Consider the following 21,013-nt stretch of genomic DNA (forward strand, 5'->3'; position numbering starts at 1 on the left):
TGGAACCTGCAACCTATTGCCGGTTCTGCTGCTTCTGCTGCTTAGTGGCGGGGGTGGCGGAACCTCAGCGGTCTTCTCGCTGCGGGATCGTTTTCTTTTGGTGTTGCAGTGGGCGGCGCCGGCGTTGCAGGTATCGGGACGAATGGAGAACCGCGCATGGAGTCCGACGGGTCGGCTGCTTACTCATCCACCGGCGGGGCGGTGAGCAGGCGGGGCTTCTTGGGGCTCACCGCGGCGGCCGCGCTGGTGGCGGTGCCGGGGTGCGCGGCGGGCGGCTCGGGTTCGAGCGCCGGGCCGGCGAAACCGGGCGGCCGGTTGCGCGCGGTATTCCCTGGTGGTGGAGCGGAGGAGGTGCTGGATCCGCACGCCACGAACCTCTACGCGGAGGTCGCCCGTGCCAAGGCGCTGTTCGACAAGCTCGCCGACTACGGCTCCGACATGTCCCCGCAGCCCCGGCTGGCCGAACGGTGGGAGTCGAGCCCTGACCTGCTGACCTGGCGGGTGCCGCTGCGCGAAGCCGTGTTCCACGACGGCCGGCCGGTGCGCGCCGCTGACGTGCTGTCCAGCTATGCGCGCATCCTGCGTCCGGACAGCACGCGGCGGGCGAAGGCGAGCCTGTCCGTGATCGACCTGTCGAGCAGCCGCGCCCTCGACGACCGCACCGTCGAGTTCCGGTTGAAGCGGCCCTACGCGGAGTTCCCGAACGCGCTCGCCACGCTGGGCGCCTACATCGTTCCGGAGGGTGCGGAGAACTTCGACCGGCCCGTCGGTTCGGGTCCGTTCCGGTTCACCTCGTTCGAGCCGGGGCGCAGTTTCCTCGCCGCGCGCAACCCGGACTACTGGGAGGGCGCCCCGCTGCTCGACGAGCTCGAGATCCTGGTGAGCAACGACGAAGCCGCTCGGGTCAACGCGCTGCTCGGCGACCAGGCGGACTACGCCCACGACCTGACCGCCACCACGGCCCGCAGCCACGAGGCGGCCGGGCAGGTCCAGATCCACCGGTTACCGCTGAGCAATTTCCACGCGCTGGCGATGAAGGTGGACCGGCCGCCGTTCGACCGGCTCGAGGTCCGGCAGGCGTTCTTCCACCTGGTCGACCGCGAAGAGCTGGTCCGCTCGGTGCTGCAGGGTTCGGGCGAGATCGCCAACGACCTGTTCGGCAAGAACTACCAGTACTACGACGCTGATCTGCCGCAGCGGCGGCAGGACTTGGCGAAGGCGAAGGACCTGCTGCGCCGGGCGGGAGCGGAGAACCTGCGGGTCGAACTGCTCACCTCCGAAGCGTCTCCCGGCCTGCGGGAGGCGGCGTTGGCGTTCGCCGACCAGGCGAAGCTCGCCGGCGTGACGGTCGACGTGACCTTGGGGAACAAGGACACGTACTGGTCGGACATCGGTGAGCAGGGTTCGCTCGTCAGCTACCGGTCCGGCGCGATGCCGATCGAGTCGCACATCTCGCAGCGGCTGCTGTCGGGCTCCACGACGAACAACACCAAGTGGCAGCGCCCCGAGTTCGACGCGCTCTACCAGCAGGCTCAGTCCACTTCGGACGAGAACGCGCGCGCCGGGCTCTACCGGGAGATGCAGCGGACCCTGTTCGAGGAGGGTGGTTTCCTGTGGTGGGGCGTGTCGGATTGGATCGTGGCGTCGGCGAACCGGGTCGGCGGCATCGATGACCGAGCTCCGGCGAACACCCTGGACTGGGCGCGCTTCGACAAGGTGTGGCTCGGGTGAGCATTCCGGGCTACCTCGCCCGGCGAGTGCTGCTGGGACTCGTGCAGGTCCTCCTCGTCATGGTCGTCGTGTTCTTGCTGATCGAGGCGTTGCCGGGCGATGCGGCCGTCACGATCGCCGGTGACGATCCCGACCCGGCGGTCATCGCGCTGCTGCGCGAGCAGCTGGGGCTGAACGCGCCGGTGTGGGAGCGCCTCGGTGGCTGGCTGCTCTCGGCCGTGCAGGGAGATTTCGGCAAGTCCCTGGTGGGGCCGCGTTCGGTGCTGGACATCATCGGATCCTCCGTCGGCCCGACCTTGTTGCTGGCGGTGCTCACCTTGGTGTTGATCGTGCCGGTGTCACTGGGGCTCGGAGTGCTGGCGGCCAACCGGGAGGGCCGGTTCGCCGACCGGCTCATCACGTCGACCACTCTCGGCTTGTACTCGGTTCCCGAGTTCGCCATGGGCATCCTGCTGGTGACCGTGTTCGCGGTGCAGCTCGGCTGGTTGCCGCCGACCGCGGTGGGCGGCAGCGGGCTGCTGAGCCGGCCGGAGGTGCTGGTGCTGCCGGTGTTGGTGCTGCTGCTGCGGCCGATCTGCTCGCTGAGCAGGCTGGTGCGCGCGGGCATGATCGACGCGTTGCACTCCGGGTACGTGCGGCAGGCCCGGCGCGCCGGGATCTCGCCGGTGCGAGTGCAGCTCGCGCACGCCTTGCCGAACGCGGTCGTGCCCGCGGTGCAGCAGCTCGCCCGCACGACGGATTGGCTCATCGGCGGCATCATCGTGGTGGAGGCGATCTTCGTGATCCCAGGTCTGGGGACGACGTTGATCGACGCCGTGTCCGCGCGGGACCTGCCGGTGGTGCAAGGGTTGTCGGTGGTGCTGGCCGTCGTGACGGTCCTGGTGAACCTGGTGGCCGACGTCGTCGCCCGGCTGCTGGCACCTGCTGCGGAGGACGATCGATGAGGCGCCTGCTCAGACCCGGAGTGCTGGTTCCCGGAATCCTGATCGCCGTGCCGGTGCTGCTGGCCGTGTTCGGCCCGCAGTTCGCCGCGGGCGAGGTGGGCAAGGACGTGGCGTTCAGCAGCGGCGCCGGCCACCCGTTCGGCACCGATTTCGTCGGCCGCGACGTGTGGAACGAGGTACTGCTCGGCGGGCGGTCGGTGGTGCTGGTCGCCGTGGCCGCCACGGTGTGCACGTACGCCGTGGCCGTGCCGATCGGCGTGGCGGTCGGGATGAACCGGGTGCGGTTCATCGACGAGGCGGTGATGCGCCCGCTGGACGTGCTCCTCGCCATCCCCTCGATGCTCCTGCTGTTGTTGCTGGCATCCGCCGCGCCGAACGTCGGCTGGGTGCTGGTCGTGATCGTCACCGTGATCAACCTCCCGGACGTCATCAGGATTTCGCGGGCGTCGGCGCTCTCGCTCTCCGCACGCCCGGCCGTGGAGGCCATGCGCATGCAGGGGGAGAGCCGCGTCCGCATCGGACTCGGCTACGTGGTGCGCGCGATGGCGCGCACCTTGGCCGCGGACTCGGGCACCAGGTTCACCGGCGCCATCTACCTGGTCGCTTCGGCGAGCTTCCTGGGGGTGGGGGTGTCGCCGCAGACCAGCGACTGGGCGGCCATGGTGGACCGCAACCGCACGGGACTGTTCTTGCAGCCCTGGGCGGTCGTGCTGCCCGCGTTGCTGATCGTGGCATTGTCGGTGGGTGTGAACTTGGCTTTCGACCAGCTGCTGCGCAGGAAACGGCGAGAGGTGCGCGCGTGAACGTCGTCGAGGTCGGCGGGCTGAACGTCTCGCTCGACTCCCGGCCCCTGGTGTCCGAGGTCTCGTTCGCCGTCGCGGCAGGTGAGGTGACCGCGCTCGTCGGCGAATCCGGCAGTGGCAAGACCACGACCGGACTCGCGCTGCTCGGTGAGCACCCCGCCGGTGCGGTGGTCGGCGGCGAAGTCACCGTCGCCGGTCATCCGATCGGTCCGGGGCGGCCACCGGCGGCGGGATTGGTCGGGTACATCCCGCAGCACCCCGCGGCCGCGCTGAACCCGGTCCGCCGGGTCGGCTCGGTCCTGCGGGAGATCGCGGTCCGCCACCTGGGGCCGGTCGCGCGCGCGGAACGCAAGGAACTGGTGCGCGCCAAGGTCGCCACCGCGCTGCGCCGGGCGCAGCTCCCCGACGGGGAAGCTCTGCTCGACCGCTATCCGCACCAGCTCTCCGGCGGCCAGCAGCAGCGCATCGTGCTGGCGCAGGCGCTGGTCTGCGATCCGGCCGTGGTGATCGCGGACGAGCCGACCACCGGGCAGGACGCGCTCACCCGAGCCCAGATCGTGGCGGAACTCCGCAGCCTCGCCGACCAGGGGATCGCCGTGCTGCTGCTCACCCACGACCTGGACGTGGTGCGGCAGCTTGCGCACCGGGTGCTGGTCATGCGCGCCGGAACGGTGGTCGAATCGGGACCTGCCGGCGAGGTGCTCGGTTCCCCGGAGCACGCCTACACGCGACTGCTCGTCGAATCCCAGCCCGACACCAGAGCACCGCTGGCGCCGGCCGGGAACGACCGCGAATCCCCGGTGCTCGCGGCGCGGGACCTGGTCGCGGGCCACCGGGACCGGGGCAGGCAGGTGGAAACGCTGCACGGGATGTCGCTGGCCGTCGGGCCGGGCAGGCGGATCGCCGTCGTCGGTCGTTCCGGCAGCGGCAAGACGACGCTGGCCCGGTGCCTCGCCGGGCTGCACCCGCCGCGGCGCGGCTCGATCGTGCTCGATGGGACACCGCTGGCAGCGCGCCTGCGCGGGCGCACCAGGGCGCAGCTCGCCGACGTCCAATACGTCTTCCAGGACGCCCGCGCCTCGTTCAACGAGTTCGCACCCGTCCTCGACCAGGTCGCGCGGACCGCCGAACGACTCCGCGGCACCGACCGGCGGCAGGCACGGCGGCGGGCGGCGGAGTGGTTCGAGCGGGTCGGGCTCGGTGCCGAGATCACCGCCCGGCGCCCCGACTCCCTGTCCGGCGGTGAGCTGCAACGTGCCGCGCTGGTGCGCGCGCTGCTCGCCGAGCCGAGGGTGCTGATCTGCGACGAGATCACCTCCGGCCTCGACACCGTCACGCAGGCCGAACTGCTCGTCCTGCTCAAGGAGTTGCAGCACAGCGCTCAGTGCGCGCTCGTGCTGATCACCCACGACCTCGGGGTCGTGGCCGATCTCGCCGAACACGTCGTGATCGTCGACGGCGGGCACATCATCGAGCAGGGTGCCGCCTCGGAAGTGCTGCGTGCGCCACGACATGCGATGACGCGCGCGCTGGTCGAAGCCGCGACGAGCCGGATCGGCCAGGACTAGGGCGCGGACCGCGCCGTGCCACCGGGCGAGGAAGTGCGTGGAGGAGGTCATGCCTCCATGCTGCTCGGTCGAACGCGCGTTCGCATCACTGAAGCGGGTAGGAACGAGCTCACTCGATCTCGCAGCCGATGTCACCCGGCGTAATCGACGTCCTGGAGCTCGAACGCCTGGCTCGGGCGCGAGGCCCGGCCCGGGATCGGGATCTCGAAGTGCACGCTCGGGCTGTACCGGGAGTCCTGCCTGCCGTCGTAGATCTCGGTGGCCGCGCTGTGCCAGAACGGCGCCGCGCCCTCGATCGCCGGATTCGTGTGCAGGTAGATCGTCGAATACTCCGGCGTGTCGGCGACGAAGTCGCACGCCATCGACACCAGCGCGCTCGCCAGGCCGTTGCGGCGGTGCGCCCGGTCCACGTACACCCGGAACAGCTGCGCGGTGCTGCCGTCCCCGTACTTGGCCGCGAGCCACTCGGGGTGCGGAGGGCAGCGCGGGCCGCCGGAGCGGATGGCGGTGGTCGCGGCTACCTCGTCGTCGCGCACCGCGACGAACAGCGCGTGTCGCGGGTTCTTCAGGTACGCGCCCTCGATGTCGACGACGTCCGAGTGCCAGCGCGCGTGGTAGCCGTGGCCGAACTCTTTGTAGAACGTGTCGAGCATGACCCGCCGTGCGCCCTCGACGTCCTCCGGGCGGGCTCGGCGCACCGCGTACTCGCCGATCCGGTGCTCTTCCTGGTGATCCATGTGCTCTCCATCGGGCTCTCGCGCTTGAACCGCGAGCAACGCGACTCCCGGTGCGCCGCGGTCACAATACAATGACTGTCATTTTCAATAAGTCGGGGGTGTGGCGCAAAGCCCGCGGAGATCGTGCGATGAAGGGAACCTTCCTGCCACCCGTGACCGGAAGGTTCCCTTCATCGCACCCGGGGAGCCGGGGTGCGCGGGTGGCCGGCGGACCGCACGCTTCGGCCATGGTGTGTCTGGTGACGGGGGCGAGCGGGTACGTCGGCGGCAGGTTGGTTCCGCGGTTGCTCGAGGACGGGCGGCAGGTCCGCTGCCTGGTCCGGAATCCGGAGAAGCTGCGCGACGTGCCCTGGCGGGATCAGGTGGAGGTGGTCCGCGGCGATCTGCTGCAGGAGGACGACGTCCGCGCCGCCTGCGACGGGGTCGACGTCGTCTACTACCTGGTGCACGCGATGGCCGAGTCGGGTTTCGCGGCCAGGGACCGGCGGGCGGCGCTGCTGCTCGGGCAGGCGGCGCGGGAGATGTCGGTTCAGCGGATCGTGTACCTGGGTGGGGTGCATCCGACGGGGGAGCGGTTGTCCGAGCACATGGCCTCGCGGGCGGAGGTCGGCGAGATCCTGCTGCGCAGCGGGGTTCCGACGGTGGTCCTGCAGGCCGCGGTGATCATCGGGTCGGGCTCGGCGAGCTTCGAGATGCTGCGGCACCTGACCGAGCGGCTTCCCGCGATGGTGACACCCCGCTGGGTGCGCAACCGGGTGCAGCCGATCGCGGTCCGGGACGTGCTGCACTACCTGGTCGAGGTGGCCCGGCTGCCGGGTTCGATCAACCGGACCTTCGACGTCGGCGGACCGGACGTGCTGACCTACGGGGAGATGATGCGCCGCTACGCGATCGTGGCGGGTCTGCCGCCGCGTCGGATGCTGTCGGTGGGCGTGCTGACGCCGTGGCTGAGCGCCCAGTGGATCAACGTGGTGACGCCGGTGCCGAAGAGCGTGGGGCGGCCGCTGATCGAATCGCTGATCCACGAGGCGGTCTGCGCCGAGGACGACATCGACGAGCTCATCCCGCAGCCGCCGGGCGGGCTCACCGGCTACGACCGCTCGGTCCGGCTGGCGCTGCGGAAGATCCGGAACGCGGAGGTGGAGACCCGCTGGTCGGATGCGGCGCCTTCGGACGCGCCCTCGGACCCACTGCCGTCGGACCCGGCCTGGTCCGGCGGCACCGTGTACTCGGACGTCCGCGAAGGGCGCAGCCGGGTGTCACCGGAACGGTTGTGGCGCGTGGTCGAAGGCGTCGGCGGGGAGCACGGCTGGTACTCCTCGTCGCTGCTGTGGGCGGTGCGCGGCGTCGTCGACAAGCTCTCCGGCGGAGTGGGCTTGCGGCGAGGCCGCCGGGACGCGCAACGGTTGCGCGTGGGCGAGGCGCTCGACTGGTGGCGGGTGGAAGAGCTGGTGGAGGGCAGGATGTTGCGGCTGCGCGCGGAGATGCGGTTGCCGGGACGGGCGTGGCTGGAGTTCACCGTGGAGCCGGACGATGCGGGTGGTTCGCACTACCGCCAGCGAGCGGTGTTCGTCCCGCGCGGCTTGGCCGGCCACCTCTACTGGTGGCTGGTCGCGCCGTTCCACGGTGTGGTCTTCGGCGGGATGGTGCGCAACGTGCTCCGCGTCGCAGCGGGCGGCGGGTGAGGTGCGGCGAAAACCTGCGTGGAAATGCAGAAGAGGACGAGCATCTGCTGCTCGTCCTCTTCTGCGTGGGCGCCCTCGGCAGGACTCGAACCTGCGACACCTGCCTCCGGAGGGCAGTGCTCTATCCGCTGAGCTACGAGGGCTTGCTGTTGTTGACTTAGGTCAGCTTAGCGCACGCTCCGATGTCGACCGGAAGGGGGTGAACGTTCGTCGGACGGGTGGTCGTGTCCAGTGGGTGGACCCTCCATTGCATTCATGCGCATCTCGCTATATATCATGGTGGGCGGTAGGCGAAGGGGAGGTTCGTGATGGGCCACGGGCACGGCCACGGGCATGGGACGGCGTCGCCCGCGAGCGCTTCCGGGCGGTACTCGCGGCGCCTGGCGATGGCGTTCGGGGTGCTGCTGGCGTTCTTCGTGCTGGAAGCGGTGGTCGGATATCTGACGTCCTCGCTGGCGCTGCTCTCGGACGCCGGGCACATGCTGACCGACGTGCTGGGCGTGGGCATGGCGCTCGCCGCGATCACCGCCGCGCGCCGCCCGGCCTCGGCGAAGCGGACCTTCGGCTGGTACCGCGTCGAAGTGCTCGCCGCCCTCGCCAACGCGGTGCTGCTGTTCGCCGTCGCCGGCTACATCCTCGTCGAGGCCGTCGGGCGCTTCCAGGACCCGCCGCAGGTCGCCGGACTGCCGATGATGATCACGGCGGCCGCCGGGCTCGCCGCGAACGTGGTGGCGTTCCTGCTGCTGCGCGAAGGGGCGGGGGAGAGCCTCAACCTGCGCGGCGCCTACCTGGAGGTCCTCGCCGACACCATCGGCTCGGTCGGTGTGCTGCTGGGCGGGGCGCTCGCCTGGGCCTTCGGGTGGTACCTGGTCGACCCGATCGTCGCCGTCGCCGTCGGGCTGTTCGTGCTGCCTCGCACCTGGAAGCTCGCCGGGCAGGCGCTGCGCATCCTCGTGCAGCAGGCGCCGGAGGGCGTCGACGTGCACGCGATGCACCAGGACCTCGCCGCGCTGCCCGGGGTGAAGGAGGTGCACGACCTGCACGTGTGGACGCTGACCTCCGGCATGGAGGTCGCCTCGGCGCACCTCAGCATCCCGGCCGAAGCCGACCACGGGGACGTGCTGGTCGCCGCGCAGCGGCTGCTCGCCGAGCAGTACCGGATCGAGCACGCCACCTTGCAGGTCGAACCCACCGAGTGCGCACGGCGGTGCCAGGCGCTCACCTGGTGATCATCTGATCGGAAGGTTCCCGGAGCGGGACCCGGGCTGAAGTGACAGGAAGGTTCCCTTCCGCGCACCGATGACAGGAAGGTTCCCTTCCACATCGGGACGGGTTCGGGTAGTCGGGCGGGTGGATGACAGGAAGGTTCCCTTCCTCGCACCCGTGGCGGAAAGGTTCCCTTCCACCCCTGACCGGTTCGCGTCGGCAGCTGACCGGATGGCAGGAAGGTTCCCTTCATCGCACCCGTGACAGGAAGGTTCCCTTCCTCGCACCAGGGTGGAAAGAAAGCCGGCCCGCTCCTCTTGCGAGGTGCGGGCCGGCTTCGTGCGCGGAGCGGACGTCAGTTGTCGTCCTTGCCGCCGGGGGCGTTCTTGGCGACCTGCATCAAGAACTCGATGTTGGTGCGCGACTTGCGCAGCCGTTCCTGCAGGAGTTCCAGCGACTGCTGGGCGTCCAGTGCGGCGAGCACCCGGCGCAGCTTGTGCGTGACGGTGAGTTCGTCGGGCGCGAGCAGGATCTCGTCCTTGCGGGTGCTGGAGGCGTCCACGTCGACGGCGGGGAACAGCCGCTTGTCGGCGAGCTTGCGGTCCAGCTTGAGCTCGGCGTTGCCGGTGCCCTTGAACTCCTCGAAGATCACCGTGTCCATCGTGGACCCGGTTTCCACCAGCGCCGTGGCGAAGATGGTCAGCGAGCCGCCGTTCTCGATGTTGCGGGCCGCGCCGAGGAACCGCTTCGGCGGGTACAGCGCGGTCGAGTCGACACCACCGGAGAGGATCCGGCCGGACGCGGGGGCCGCGAGGTTGTAGGCGCGGCCGAGGCGGGTGATCGAGTCGAGCAGCACGACCACGTCGTGCCCCATCTCGACGAGCCGCTTGGCCCGCTCGATGGACAGCTCCGCGACGGTGGTGTGGTCCGACGGCGGGCGGTCGAAGGTGGAGGCGATGACCTCGCCCTTGACCGAGCGCTGCATGTCGGTGACCTCTTCGGGGCGCTCGTCGGCGAGCACCACCATGAGGTGGCATTCCGGGTTGTTCGTGGTGATCGCGTTGGCGATCGCCTGCAGCACCATCGTCTTGCCCGCCTTGGGCGGCGAGACGATCAGCGCGCGCTGGCCCTTGCCGACGGGCATCACCAGGTCGATGATCCGGCCGGTGAGGTTCTGCGGTTCGGTTTCCAGCCGCAGTCGCTCGTTCGGGTACAGCGGGGTCAGCTTGTGGAACTCCGAGCGGCCCTTCGACGCCTCCGGCTCGAGGCCGTTGATGGAGTCGACGCGGACCAGCGGGTTGAACTTCTGCCGCTGCTGCTCGCTGTCGCGGGGCTGCCGGATGACGCCCTTGATGGCGTCGCCGCGGCGCAGGCCGTACTTGCGGACCAGCGACAGCGACACGTACACGTCGTTCGGCCCGGCGAGGTAGCCCGAAGTGCGGACGAACGCGTAGTTCTCCAGCACGTCGAGGATGCCCGCGACGGGCAGCAGCACGTCGTCCTCGCGGACCTCGGGCTCGTTGCCGCCGCCTTCGGTGCGGCCGCGGTTGCGCCTGCGGTCCCGGAAGCGGCGTCCGCGCCTGCGGCCGCCGTCCTCGTCGGAGTCGTCCTGCGGGCGGTTGTCCTGCTTGTCCTGCTGCTGCCGGGAGTTCTGCCGGTCGCCGCGGTCCTGACCGCCCCGGTCGCCCCGGTTGTTGTCCTTGTCGCGGTCCCGGTTGTCGCCGCGGTCACCGCGGTCGTTCTGCCGGTCGCCGCGGTCCTGGCCGCGCTCGTCGCCCTGGTCCTGGTTGCCGCCGGAGCGGTTGGAGGAGCGGCGGCGGCGGTTGTTGCCGCGGCGGCCTTCGTCCTCCCCGCCCTGCTCGGCGGACTGCTGGCGCCGGGAGCGCCCGCGGTTCGGCGCGGAGCCGTTGTTGCCGGCGTCCGGGGCCGAGTCCTGCTGCGGGGCGGCGGAGTCGGTCTCGTCCAGCGCGGGCTGGCGGGCCTTGTCACGGCTCGGCGCGGTCTCCTGCGCTGGGGCGTCCTCCTGCGCGGGCTTGGCGGCCGCGCGCGGCTTGGCGGGGGCGCCGCCCTGCCGCTCCTTGATGGCCGCGATCAGGTCGCCCTTGCGGAGGCCGCTGGTGTCGATCCCCAGTTCCCCGGCGAGTTGTCGAAGCTCGGCGAGGACCATGCCGGACAGCCCGCCGCGACGGCGCGGGGCGCCGTTGGCCTCGGCGCCCGCGGACGGCTGCTCAGACTCCTGCTGGCCAGCCTGGGAGACGCCGTTGGTCGTCTCGCTGCTCAACAGTTCGGTGTTGCTCACGAATGTCCTTCCTGACCGGACCGCGCCTCCTACGCGACCCAGCGGATTGCCCGCCCGCTGCTGTCAGCGGAACGGCCTTGATGTGCTACCAGCCCGATGCCGGTCGAGTTCAACACGCACGCGCGGCTCGATCGACGTCGGCGATCAGGGGGACCAGCAGCACCGGGCGGTGGGAGGTACCCGGGTCATGTGCTCGTCCGAATGCCGTTGCGCGGTGCGGTTTTCACGCTTCTGCGTGCCAGAACCACGGTGCACGTGCGACGCATCCACTCCGATCCACACTCGCCGATGCACGCCCTGCTGCCGCCTCACTCAGATGTCGTCTTCCGCGGGGAGCGCTGTGATTTCCGGTCCGGCCCGATCTGCCGCTGAGCGGAGACGGGACGACGGGCACCGGGGTGCGCCGAACCGGCGTCGATCGCGTCGGAAACATGACCACCGCGGTCAGGCCCCCATGCTGCGTCGGCCGGAACCCACAGGTCGGCAGCCCCGCGCGAACCCCATTGAGTTGACAACTCCTGCCTCTGCCACCGCGTCCGGCAACCCGCAGATCCTGATCTTCACCCGTGTGGAGTGGAGTCGATTCACTAGCGGGAAATGTGCCCCGGGGAACGAAGCCCCGGATGCGGCACCGGCGCCGAGCGCGCGGTGACTGATTGACCTTGAGGGTAGACGCCTCACCACCGAGGTGCAACAACCTCCGGAGGCGTGGCACGCCCTCGTTCGATCACGGTGTTCGCGCAATCGGCCGTGCCGGAGCATCCACCGTTTCGGAACACCTGCCGAGCAGCACTGACGTCCTGCCGACATGTCCTTTGTACCACCACGCCGGGCGGAATGGTCGGGCCGGGCCGGTCATTCCGCCGTTGTCGGCTCCGATATCACCTGAACGCCGCGCCGATCGACCGGAAGGCGCAGCGCGGTGAACCCGCCGATGTCGACCGTGCGGGGCAGTTCGCCGCCCGCGGGCAGCGCCAGCACGGTCGGGCCCGCGCCGGACACCGCGGCGGGCACTCCGGCGGCGCGCAGCCGCCGCACCAGCTCGATGGTGCTCGGCCAGGCGGACTCCCGGTAGTCCTGGTGCAGCCGGTCGTCGGTGGCCGCCAGCAGCAGCGAGGGGTCGGTGGTGAGGGCGTGCACGGCGAGCGCGGCGCGGCCCGCGGCGAACGCGGCGTCGGCGTGCGGCACCTGCTCGGGCAGCAGGCCGCGCGTGGTGTGCGTGGCGGACTCACCGCCCGCGACCAGCGCGACCGGGTGCACGTCGGGGTGCGCGGGCAGCGCGGCGGCGCGGAACCGGTCGGTGTCCCGCCAGGCGATCACCACGCCGCCGAGCAGGCTGGCCGCGACGTTGTCGGCGTGGCCTTCGCAGTCGGCGGCCAGGTGCAGCGCCTGTTCGAGGTTCTTGGTCTCCCGCAGCGGGAAACCGGCGAGCTCGTAGGCCGCCGCGGCCCCGGCGACGATCGCCGCCGCCGAGGACCCCAGCCCGCGGGAGTGCGGGATGGCGTTGCGGCAGCGCAACCGGACCGCGGGCGCGGCCACGCCGAGCTCGGCCCAGGTGCGGTGCAGCACCCGCACGACCAGGTGTTCGTGGTCGGTGGGGATGGATCCGGCGCCTTCGCCTTCGGCGGTCACCACGGCGCTGCCCGGCGGCCCGTCGGTCACCGCGACGTGCACGGTGTCGTGCAGCGCGAGCGCCATGCCGAGCGCGTCGAACCCGGACCCGAGGTTGGCGGTGGAGGCGGGCACCACGACCCGCACCCCACCGCCGGCCCGCAGGCTCACACCAGTTCCAGCGCGGTGGCCACGGCGCGGGGGTCGACCGGCAGCGGCTCGACCTCGACCATGCCGGACAGCGCCGTGTCGGGGTCCTTGAGGCCGTGCCCGGTGACGGTGCACACCACGCGGGACCCGCGGGGCAGCGAGCCGTCCTCGACGGCGGCCAGCAGCCCGGCCACGCTGGAGGCGGAGGCGGGTTCGACGAACACGCCCTCCCTGGTGGACAGCAGCCGGTAGGCGTGCAGGATCTGCTCGTCGGTGACCGCGGCGAACCGGCCGCCGGAGGCGTCCTTCGCGGACACCGCGTGCTGCCAGGAGGCGGGGCTGCCGACCCGGATGGCGGTGGCGATCGTCTCCGGTTCGAGCACGGGCGCGCCGTGCACGAGCGGCGCGGCGCCCGCGGCCTGGAAGCCGAACATCCGCGGGGTGGACGGGATCACGCCGTCCGCGGCGTACTCCGCGTAGCCCTTCCAGTAGGCGGTGATGTTGCCCGCGTTGCCCACCGGCAGGCAGTGCACGTCGGGGGCGGAGCCGAGCACGTCGCAGATCTCGAACGCCGCGGTCTTCTGGCCTTCCAGCCGCACCGGGTTCACCGAGTTGACCAGCGTCACCGGGTGTTCGGCGGAGGTCTTGCGGGCGAGTTCGAGGCAGTCGTCGAAGTTGCCCTGCACCTGCAGGATCTTCGCGCCGTGCGCCACGGCCTGCGCCAGCTTGCCCATCGCGATCTTGCCCTGCGGCACCAGCACCGCCGAGGTGAGCCCGGCGCGCGAGGCGTAGGCCGCTGCGGAGGCGGAGGTGTTGCCGGTGGAGGCGCAGATGACGGCCTTGCTGCCCGCGGCGAGCGCGTGCGTGATGGCGACCGTCATGCCGCGGTCCTTGAAGGAACCGGTCGGGTTCGCGCCTTCGACCTTGAGGTGCACCTCGCAGCCGGTGAGCTCGGACAGGTGCTGCGCGGGCACCAGCGGGGTGCCGCCCTCCTGCAGGGTGACCACGCGGGCGCCCTCGGGGATCTCCACCCGGTCCCGGTACGCCTCGATGAGGCCGGGCCACCCGGCCCTCGTGGGCGCACCCTGGATGTTCGAAGTCACGACGGTTCACCTTCCACGCGCATCACGCTGACGACCTCGCGCACCGAGGCCAACCCGGCAATCTTGTCCACTGTGGATTTCAGGGCGGCATCGGTGGCGGTGTGGGTGACCACCACCAGGCTGGCCTCTTCGCCCCTGCCCGCCTGGCGCACCACCGAGATGCTCACATCGTTGTCGTTGAACGTGGCCGCGACCTGGGACAGCACGCCGGGTTTGTCGTCCACGTCGAGGCTGATGTGGTACCGGGTGGGGGTGGCGCCCATCGGCTGCACCGGCAGGTTCGCGTGCGCCGACTCGCGCGGCCCCTTGCCCGCCACGACCAGGTTCCGCGCCACCGCGACGAGGTCGCCGAGCACGGCGCTGGCGGTCGGTTCGCCGCCGGCGCCCTGGCCGTAGAACATCAGGCTCCCGGCGGCTTCGGCTTCCACGAACACCGCGTTGTAGGCGCCGCCGACCCCGGCCAGCGGGTGGTCGCGCGGAATCATCGCCGGGTGCACCCGGGCCGAGACGGATTCGGTGCCGTCCTCGGCGACGACGCGCTCGCAGATCGCGAGCAGCTTCACCACCCGGTCCAGCGATTTCGCCGCCGCGATGTCCCCGGGGGTCACGTTCGAGATGCCCTCGCGGTGCACGTCGGTGGCCGCGACGCGGGTGTGGAACGCCAGCGACGCGAGGATGGTGGCCTTCGCCGCCGCGTCGAACCCGTCCACGTCGGCGGTCGGATCCGCTTCCGCGTAACCCAGCCGCCCGGCCTCGTCGAGGGTCTCCGAATAGCCGGCGCCCGTGGAGTCCATCGCGGACAGGATGTAGTTCGTGGTGCCGTTGACGATGCCCATCACCCGGTTGATGCGGTCCCCGGCGAGGGATTCGCGCAGCGGGCGCAGCAGCGGGATGGCCCCGGCGACGGCGGCTTCGAAGTAGATGTCCGCCCCGGACTCGTCGGCGGCGGCGTACAGCTCCGAGCCGTGCTCGGCCAGCAGCGCCTTGTTGCCGGTCACCACCGACTTGCCGCTGCGCAGCGCGCGCAGCAGCAGCGAGCGGGCCGGTTCGATGCCGCCGATGAGCTCCACCACGACGTCCACGTCGCCGTCGACGAGCGCGGCGGCGTCCGTGGTGAGCAGCTGCTCGGGGACGTTCGGATGCTTGTGCAGGCGCCGCACGGCGACGCCGGTGACCTGCACGGGTGCTCCGGTCCGCGCCGCGAACTCCTCGGGGCGGGACTGCAGCAGGCGCAGTACCTCGGTGCCGACCGTGCCGCAGCCCAGCAGCGCGACGCGGATCGGCTCACGGTCCTCGATCACTCACACCTCCAGCCGGAGCAGGTCGTCCTCGGTCTCCCTGCGCAGCAGCAGTCGCGACCGCCCGTCCCGCACGGCGACCACCGGCGGCTTGGGGAGTCGGTTGTAGTTGCTCGCCATCACGTAGCAGTAGGCCCCCGTCGCGGCGACGGCCAGCAGGTCGCCCGGAGCAATGTCCTCCGGCAACCAGCAGTCTCGCACCACAACGTCACCGGACTCACAATGCTTGCCCACGATGCGGGACAGCACGGGGGGTGCTTCGGCCGATCGGGAGACGAGCCTGCAGTCGTAGACGGCGTCGTAGAGCGAGGTGCGGATGTTGTCGCTCATGCCGCCGTCCACGCTCACGTAGCGCCGCGACACGCCGCCGTCGAGCTCGACGTCCTTGATCGTTCCCACTTCGTAGACGGTGACCGTGCCGGGCCCGGCGATGGCGCGGCCCGGTTCGACGGCCACCCGCGGCGGCTCGAACCCGGCGAGGTCGCACTCCTTGCGGACCACGTCGTGCAGCCGGGTCGCCAGTTCCTGCACCGGCAGCGGATCGTCGTCGGGGGTGTAGGCGATGCCGAGGCCGCCGCCGAGGTCCACGGTGGTCAGGCTCGCCAGCGCTTCGGCGCCGTGCTCGGCGCGCAGGTCGGCCAGCAGCGACACCACCCGGTGCGCGGACAGGCCGAAGCCGTCGTCGTCGAAGATCTGCGAACCGATGTGGCTGTGCAGGCCCACCAGTTCGAGGCCGTCGGCCTTGATGACGCGGCGGGCCGCTTCGGCGGCGTTGCCGGACGCCAGCGAGAACCCGAACTTCTGGTCCTCGTGCGCGGTGGCGATGAACTCGTGGGTGTGCGCCTCGACGCCGACGGTGACCCGGACCATCACCGGCTGCACGACGCCGCGCTCGCGGGCGAGGTGGTCCAGGCGGGCGATCTCGTGGAACGAGTCCAGCACGACGGAACCGACGCCGGCGTCCACGGCGGTCGCCAGCTCCTCGACGGACTTGTTGTTGCCGTGGAAGGTGATGCGCTCCGGCGGGAACTCGGCGCGCAGCGCGACGCGGAGCTCTCCGCCGCTGCACACGTCCAGGCTCAGGCCTTCGTCGGCGACCCAGCGGGCCACCTCGGTGCACAGGAACGCCTTCGACGCGTAGTGCACGGACGTGGGGTCGCCGAACGCGGTGGCGTACTCGGCGCAGCGGGACCGGAAGTCGGCCTCGTCGAGGACGAACAGCGGGGTGCCGTGCTCGCGGGCGAGTTCGCGCACGTCCGTCCCGGCGAAGGAGACGGCGCCGTCGTCCTCCCGGTGCGAACCGCGCGGCCACACCGCCGCGTGCAACTCGTCGAGCTCGGACTCGTCCGCCGGGACCGGCCCGGCTGTGCTGCCCGGCAACAGGACCTCGGCGTGCCGAGGTCCGGCGGGATGGGCGCGCATGATCGCGGCTCCTCTGCGGATTCGTGCCGGACCGGGGAGCCGTTCCCCGGCGCGGCCGCCCGAACGCCGGGCGTGGACGTCGTCGGTCACATCTGGTCGGGGGCGCTCACTCCGAGCAGCCCCAGACCGTTGGCCAGCACCTGGCGGGTCGCCTCGCACAGCTGCAGGCGCGCGATCGTCAGTGCGTTCGCCTGGTCGTCACCGGGCTGCAGCACGCGGCACGCGTCGTAGAACTTGTGGTAGGCGCTGGCCACTTCCTCCAGGTACCGCGCGATGCGGTGCGGTTCCCGCAATTCGGCGGCGGAGAGCACCACTCGCGGGTACTCGCCGAGCGTGCGGATCAGGTCGCCCTCGCGTTCGTGGGAGAGCAGCGACAGGTCCGCCTCCTGCACCGGTCCCCGGTCGATGCCGAGGGACGCGGCGTTGCGCTGCAACGAGGACAGCCGGGCGTGCGCGTACTGCACGTAGTAGACCGGGTTCTCGTTGCTGCGCTTGCTGATCAGGTCCAGGTCGATGTCCACGGCCGAGTCCACCGAGGAACGGGTCAGCGAGTAGCGGGCGGCGTCCACGCCGACCGCCTCGACCAGGTCCTCCAGGGTGACGACGGTGCCCGCGCGCTTGCTCATCCGCACCGGTTTCCCGTCGCGCACCAGGTTCACCAGCTGCCCGATGAGCACCTCGACGGCGTTCGGGTCGTCGTCGAACGCGGCGGCCGCCGCCTTGAGCCTGCTCACGTAGCCGTGGTGGTCGGCGCCGAGCATGTACAGGCACAGGTCGAAGCCGCGGCCCCGCTTGTCCCGCAGGTAGGCGATGTCCCCGGCGATGTAGGCGGTGCCGCCGTCGCTCTTGATCACCACCCGGTCCTTGTCGTCGCCGAACTCGGTGGAGCGCAGCCACCAGGCGCCGTCCTCGAAGTACAGGTGCCCGGATTCCTTCAGCTGCGCGACGGCCGTCTCGACCGCGCCGGAGGCGTGCAGCGAGTCCTCGTGGAAGAAGACGTCGAAGTCGGTGCCGAACTCGTGCAGGCTGCGCTTGATCTCCTCGAACATGAGGCCGACGCCGACGCGGCGGAACGTCTCGTGCCGCTCGGCCTCCGGCTGCTCCAGCGCGCCCGGTTCGGCGGCGAGCACCCGCTGGGCGATGTCGGCGATGTAGTCGCCGCCGTAGCCGTCCTCCGGGGCGGGCTCGCCCTTCGCGGCGGCCAGCAGCGACAGCACGAAGCGGTCGATCTGCGCGCCCGCGTCGTTGAAGTAGTACTCGCGCACCACCTCGGCGCCCTGCGCGGTCAGGGTGCGGCCCAGCGCGTCGCCGACCGCGGCCCAGCGGGTGCCGCCCAGGTGGATCGGGCCGGTCGGGTTCGCGGAGACGAACTCCAGGTTCACCCGCAGGCCCTGGTAGCGGTCGCCGCGGCCGAACTCGGCACCGGCGGTGACGACGTCGCGCACGATCCCGGCCTGCGCGTCGGTGGCCAGCCGCAGGTTCAGGAATCCCGGCCCGGCGACGGTGACCTCGGTGATGCCGTCCTGCGCGGCCAGCGCCTCGGACAGCCAGGTCGCCAGGTCGCGCGGCGGCACCCCGGCCTTCTTCGCCACCTGCATCGCCAGGTTCGTCGCGTAGTCGCCGTGCTCGGGGTTTCGGGGTCGCTCCACCGTCACCGTCTCCGGGAGGACGGAAACGTCCAGGTCACGTGCGGAGAGCACGTCGACGGCGGCGGTGCGGACCAGATCTGCGAGCGCGGCGGGAGTCACCTGGAGAAGTCTAAGGATGCGTCGCCGCTGTTCAGCGAACGGGTGCGATCGCCGCGCCGGTCGCGTGCACGGTGGGTGATCGGGTGGTGACCTCGATGTGAGAACGTGACCGCGACGTGTTCGACGTACGCCCTCCGGTGGCCGTGGGATCTCTAGACTGGCGTGCCGGGTCACCTGGCGACCGATGGCGAGACGAGGTCCGGACAGCATGGCGAGCGGTAAGCAGAGCAAGGCGATGCGCAAGGCGCGCGGTTCCGTGGTGCAGCAGCGGTCGATCCCGTGGATGGTAATCCTCAGCGTCGGGGTTGTCTTCGTCGTCGCCGCTGCGGTTTTCGGGACCATTTACGTCCGCTACGCCGACAAAGCCGAATCGCGGGAGGCGCAGGCCAAGGCCGAAGCGGCCGCCGCGCCGTTCAAGCCGACCCCCGAGAACCCGGACCCGTCCAAGGGCATCCCCGGCGTCGTCACCGCCGAGTACCCGGGCCAGCAGCACGTCCGGCCCGACCAGCGCGTCGCCTACGACAAGACGCCCCCCTACGGCGGCCCGCACGACGGGATCTGGGCCGACTGCACCGGCGTCGTCTACCCGAACGCGGTGCGCACCGAGAACATGGTGCACTCGCTGGAGCACGGCGCCATCTGGATCGCCTACGACCCGGCGCGGATCGACGAGGCGGGCAAGGAGACGCTCGCCCGCCGGGTCGAGAACAAGCCCTACACGATGATGTCGCCCTACCCGGGCCTGGACTCCCCGATCTCGCTGCAGTCCTGGGGCCACCAGCTGAAGCTGGACAGCCCCGACGACGCGCGCATCGACCAGTTCATCACCGCGCTCAAGGAAAACCCGAACAAGGTCTACCCGGAGATCGGCGGCTCCTGCCAGGCCTACCCGGGCGCGTTCGACACCCAGAACCCGCCGCCGTTCGACGCGAGCCCGCCGCCCGCGGACGCCATCCCGATGAGCGGTGAGGGCACCCAGCAGGGGCAGGGCGAGATGGGCGGGCGGTGACCCGATGAGCACCCAGGAGGACACCACCGCGGCGTCGATGCCGGTGCGCATCGCGATCGCCGTCGTGGCCGCCGCGGCGCTGCTGCTGCTCGGCGGCGCGGGCGGACTGCTCATCGCCACCCCCTCGCACGACTCCGACCCGGCGCCCAGCGCCGTCGACGTCGGGTTCGCGCAGGACATGTCGACGCACCACCAGCAGGCCGTGACCATGGCCACCCTCGCCAGGGAACATGCGTCGGACGTCGCGGTGCGCCAGCTCGCCTTCGACATCGAGACCAACCAGCGCGACCAGATCGGGCGGATGCAGGGCTGGCTGAACCTGTGGGGCGAGCCGTCCGGCAGCAGCTCGCCGATGCAGTGGATGGGTTCCGGCGGGCACGAGCACGGCACGGACCACTCGATGCACGGCGCGTCCACCGGATCCGGGGCGCCCACGATGCCCGGCATGGCCGACACGGCCGAGCTGGACCGGTTGCGCGGGCTCGACGGTCCCGCCTTCGACGCGTACTTCCTGCAGCTGATGCTGCGCCACCACGAGGGCGGGGCGCCGATGGCCCGCTACGGCGCCGAGCACGCCGGGCTCGGACCGGTGCGCGGGCTCGCCGCGAACATGCTCGGTTCGCAGGGCACCGAGAGCGAGCTGATGCGCGGGATGCTGGCGGACCGCGGAGTGGCACCGCTGCCCGCGAACTGACGTCGACCCGTCCAGGGCCGGTGCGCGAACTCCGCGCACCGGCCCTGGGTCTTTTCCGGCCCGGGACGGGCGCGCCGTGGGGACGAGGAAGGGAACCTTCCGGTCACGGGTGACAGGAAGGTTCCCTTCCTCCACCCGGGGACCGGTTCAGCGGTAGTCGCAGTGCCGTGCCGCGCCGCGGAACGCGACGACCACCAGCGCCACGATCGCCACCCCGCCGAGCAGCAGCGTCGGCAGCAGCGGCACCAGCACTCGGTCGGCGCCGAGCGCGCAGCCGAACATCGCGGCCGGGTAGGCGAAGCGGAGCCCGAAGCGCTGCCAGTCGCGGGACCAGCGCACCTTCCCGCCGGTGAGCAGCGCGAGGCCCGCGGCGAACCCGAGCAGCACCGGCGGCGACACCTCCAGCCCGGGACGCCCCGGCTCGAACGACCAGGACACCAGCGCGGCGACCCCGCTCGCGCCGGCGAGGAACAACGGCGGCAGCAGGATCCACATCCGGACCGTGAGGTCACGCAGCGCAGGGCACAGCAGCACGAGATCAAGGATGCTGCCGGACTGCTCCGTTCGCACCGCGGCGCGGCCCCCGCTCGGCGGGCGGTCACCTGGCCGCGCCGGGCGGTCGAGCGGCCCGCTCGCCAGGAATAACGTGCGGACCGACTGCGTTCCAGGTCAGCGCCTTCGGTCTGGCAGAATGACAGGCCGAGTCGGCTCCGGTTCACCTCGCGATGATCGTCGGCGAGGACCCGGCGGCCCCGAACAGGAGGACACGCTTTGAAGGCGGACATTCACCCCGAGTACGTCGCGACCCAGGTGACCTGCGGTTGCGGTAACAGCTTCACCACCCGGAGCACCAGCAAGGCCGGCAACATCTCGGTCGAGGTCTGCTCCAACTGCCACCCGTTCTACACGGGCAAGCAGAAGATCCTGGACACCGGCGGCCGGGTGGCTCGCTTCGAGGCCCGCTACGGCCGGCGGCAGAAGAACGCCACCAAGTAGCTGGGCCGA

At 71.2% G+C, this 21,013-nt stretch carries 17 protein-coding genes and 1 tRNA gene; 9 read left to right on the top strand and 9 right to left on the bottom strand.

Annotated elements, in window-relative coordinates; translation table 11 throughout:
• Nucleotides 1-156 precede the first annotated feature (156 nt).
• From ABZ805_RS13070 to ABZ805_RS13085, 4 genes are read left to right on the top strand one after another with little or no spacing between them, the layout of a single operon-like run.
• Complete coding sequence (locus ABZ805_RS13070; RefSeq protein ID WP_358438699.1) at nt 157-1,731, top strand: ABC transporter substrate-binding protein; 1,575 nt, start codon at nt 157-159, stop codon at nt 1,729-1,731.
• Nucleotides 1,728-2,675: an ABC transporter permease gene (locus ABZ805_RS13075; protein ID WP_358438702.1), complete on the top strand. Its 948-nt coding sequence runs from the start codon at nt 1,728-1,730 to the stop codon at nt 2,673-2,675. The genes ABZ805_RS13070 and ABZ805_RS13075 overlap by 4 nt, the downstream gene beginning before the upstream one ends.
• A complete protein-coding gene (locus tag ABZ805_RS13080) occupies nt 2,672-3,478 on the top strand; it encodes an ABC transporter permease (RefSeq protein WP_358438704.1) in 807 nt (268 codons plus the stop codon). The genes ABZ805_RS13075 and ABZ805_RS13080 overlap by 4 nt, the downstream gene beginning before the upstream one ends.
• Entirely contained in the window at nt 3,475-5,046 is a 1,572-nt protein-coding gene (locus ABZ805_RS13085) for an ABC transporter ATP-binding protein (protein ID WP_358438707.1), read from the top strand. Before ABZ805_RS13080 ends, ABZ805_RS13085 begins: the two co-directional genes overlap by 4 nt.
• A gap of 131 nt (nt 5,047-5,177) precedes the next feature.
• On the opposite strand, the gene ABZ805_RS13090 is transcribed toward ABZ805_RS13085, so the two are convergent.
• Nucleotides 5,178-5,783: a GNAT family N-acetyltransferase gene (locus ABZ805_RS13090; RefSeq protein ID WP_358438710.1), complete on the bottom strand. Its 606-nt coding sequence runs from the start codon at nt 5,781-5,783 to the stop codon at nt 5,178-5,180.
• A 227-nt stretch (nt 5,784-6,010) separates the two neighbouring features.
• Between ABZ805_RS13090 and ABZ805_RS13095 the strand changes: the two genes are divergently transcribed.
• Nucleotides 6,011-7,468 (top strand): SDR family oxidoreductase, encoded by a 1,458-nt coding sequence (locus ABZ805_RS13095; protein WP_358438712.1) that lies wholly within the window; start codon nt 6,011-6,013, stop codon nt 7,466-7,468.
• Nucleotides 7,469-7,538: 70 nt separating this feature from the next.
• Here the strand turns inward: ABZ805_RS13095 and ABZ805_RS13100 are convergent.
• Nucleotides 7,539-7,611, bottom strand: a tRNA-Arg gene (locus ABZ805_RS13100).
• Nucleotides 7,612-7,776: 165 nt separating this feature from the next.
• Between ABZ805_RS13100 and ABZ805_RS13105 the strand changes: the two genes are divergently transcribed.
• Nucleotides 7,777-8,697, top strand: coding sequence for a cation diffusion facilitator family transporter (locus tag ABZ805_RS13105; protein WP_358438715.1), 921 nt, complete (start codon nt 7,777-7,779; stop codon nt 8,695-8,697).
• A gap of 332 nt (nt 8,698-9,029) precedes the next feature.
• Here ABZ805_RS13105 and rho read toward each other — a convergent pair whose 3' ends face one another.
• The 6 genes from rho to argS all read right to left on the bottom strand — a co-directional run bounded on the left by rho (nt 9,030) and on the right by argS (nt 18,305).
• Nucleotides 9,030-10,973, bottom strand: coding sequence for a transcription termination factor Rho (gene rho / locus ABZ805_RS13110; RefSeq protein ID WP_358438717.1), 1,944 nt, complete (start codon nt 10,971-10,973; stop codon nt 9,030-9,032).
• Nucleotides 10,974-11,828: 855 nt separating this feature from the next.
• Nucleotides 11,829-12,749 carry a homoserine kinase gene (thrB, locus tag ABZ805_RS13115; protein WP_358438880.1) on the bottom strand — a complete coding sequence of 307 codons (921 nt, stop codon included), beginning with the start codon at nt 12,747-12,749 and terminating at the stop codon, nt 11,829-11,831.
• A 2-nt stretch (nt 12,750-12,751) separates the two neighbouring features.
• Nucleotides 12,752-13,837: a threonine synthase gene (gene thrC / locus ABZ805_RS13120; protein ID WP_358438720.1), complete on the bottom strand. Its 1,086-nt coding sequence runs from the start codon at nt 13,835-13,837 to the stop codon at nt 12,752-12,754.
• On the bottom strand, nt 13,834-15,138 hold the full coding sequence (locus tag ABZ805_RS13125) for a homoserine dehydrogenase (protein WP_358438723.1): 1,305 nt from the start codon (nt 15,136-15,138) through the stop codon (nt 13,834-13,836). The genes thrC and ABZ805_RS13125 overlap by 4 nt, the downstream gene beginning before the upstream one ends.
• Nucleotides 15,139-16,557 (bottom strand): diaminopimelate decarboxylase, encoded by a 1,419-nt coding sequence (gene lysA, locus ABZ805_RS13130; protein WP_358438726.1) that lies wholly within the window; start codon nt 16,555-16,557, stop codon nt 15,139-15,141.
• A gap of 86 nt (nt 16,558-16,643) precedes the next feature.
• Nucleotides 16,644-18,305 carry an arginine--tRNA ligase gene (gene argS / locus ABZ805_RS13135; protein ID WP_358438728.1) on the bottom strand — a complete coding sequence of 554 codons (1,662 nt, stop codon included), beginning with the start codon at nt 18,303-18,305 and terminating at the stop codon, nt 16,644-16,646.
• 208 nt (nt 18,306-18,513) lie between these two features.
• Here argS and ABZ805_RS13140 point away from each other — a divergent pair, with 208 nt between their 5' ends.
• Both ABZ805_RS13140 and ABZ805_RS13145 read left to right on the top strand, forming a co-directional pair.
• On the top strand, nt 18,514-19,314 hold the full coding sequence (locus ABZ805_RS13140) for a DUF3105 domain-containing protein (protein WP_358438731.1): 801 nt from the start codon (nt 18,514-18,516) through the stop codon (nt 19,312-19,314).
• A 4-nt stretch (nt 19,315-19,318) separates the two neighbouring features.
• On the top strand, nt 19,319-20,008 hold the full coding sequence (locus tag ABZ805_RS13145) for a DUF305 domain-containing protein (protein WP_358438734.1): 690 nt from the start codon (nt 19,319-19,321) through the stop codon (nt 20,006-20,008).
• 147 nt (nt 20,009-20,155) lie between these two features.
• Here the strand turns inward: ABZ805_RS13145 and ABZ805_RS13150 are convergent, their stop codons facing one another.
• A complete protein-coding gene (locus ABZ805_RS13150; RefSeq protein ID WP_358438737.1) occupies nt 20,156-20,542 on the bottom strand; it encodes a hypothetical protein in 387 nt (128 codons plus the stop codon).
• Between the two features lie 237 nt (nt 20,543-20,779).
• On the opposite strand from ABZ805_RS13150, the gene rpmE reads away from it, so the two are divergent.
• Entirely contained in the window at nt 20,780-21,004 is a 225-nt protein-coding gene (gene rpmE / locus ABZ805_RS13155) for a 50S ribosomal protein L31 (RefSeq protein ID WP_358438739.1), read from the top strand.
• Nucleotides 21,005-21,013 lie beyond the last annotated feature (9 nt).

It is taken from the genome of Saccharopolyspora sp. NPDC047091, from assembly GCF_040643635.1.
Classification (GTDB): domain Bacteria; phylum Actinomycetota; class Actinomycetes; order Mycobacteriales; family Pseudonocardiaceae; genus Saccharopolyspora_C.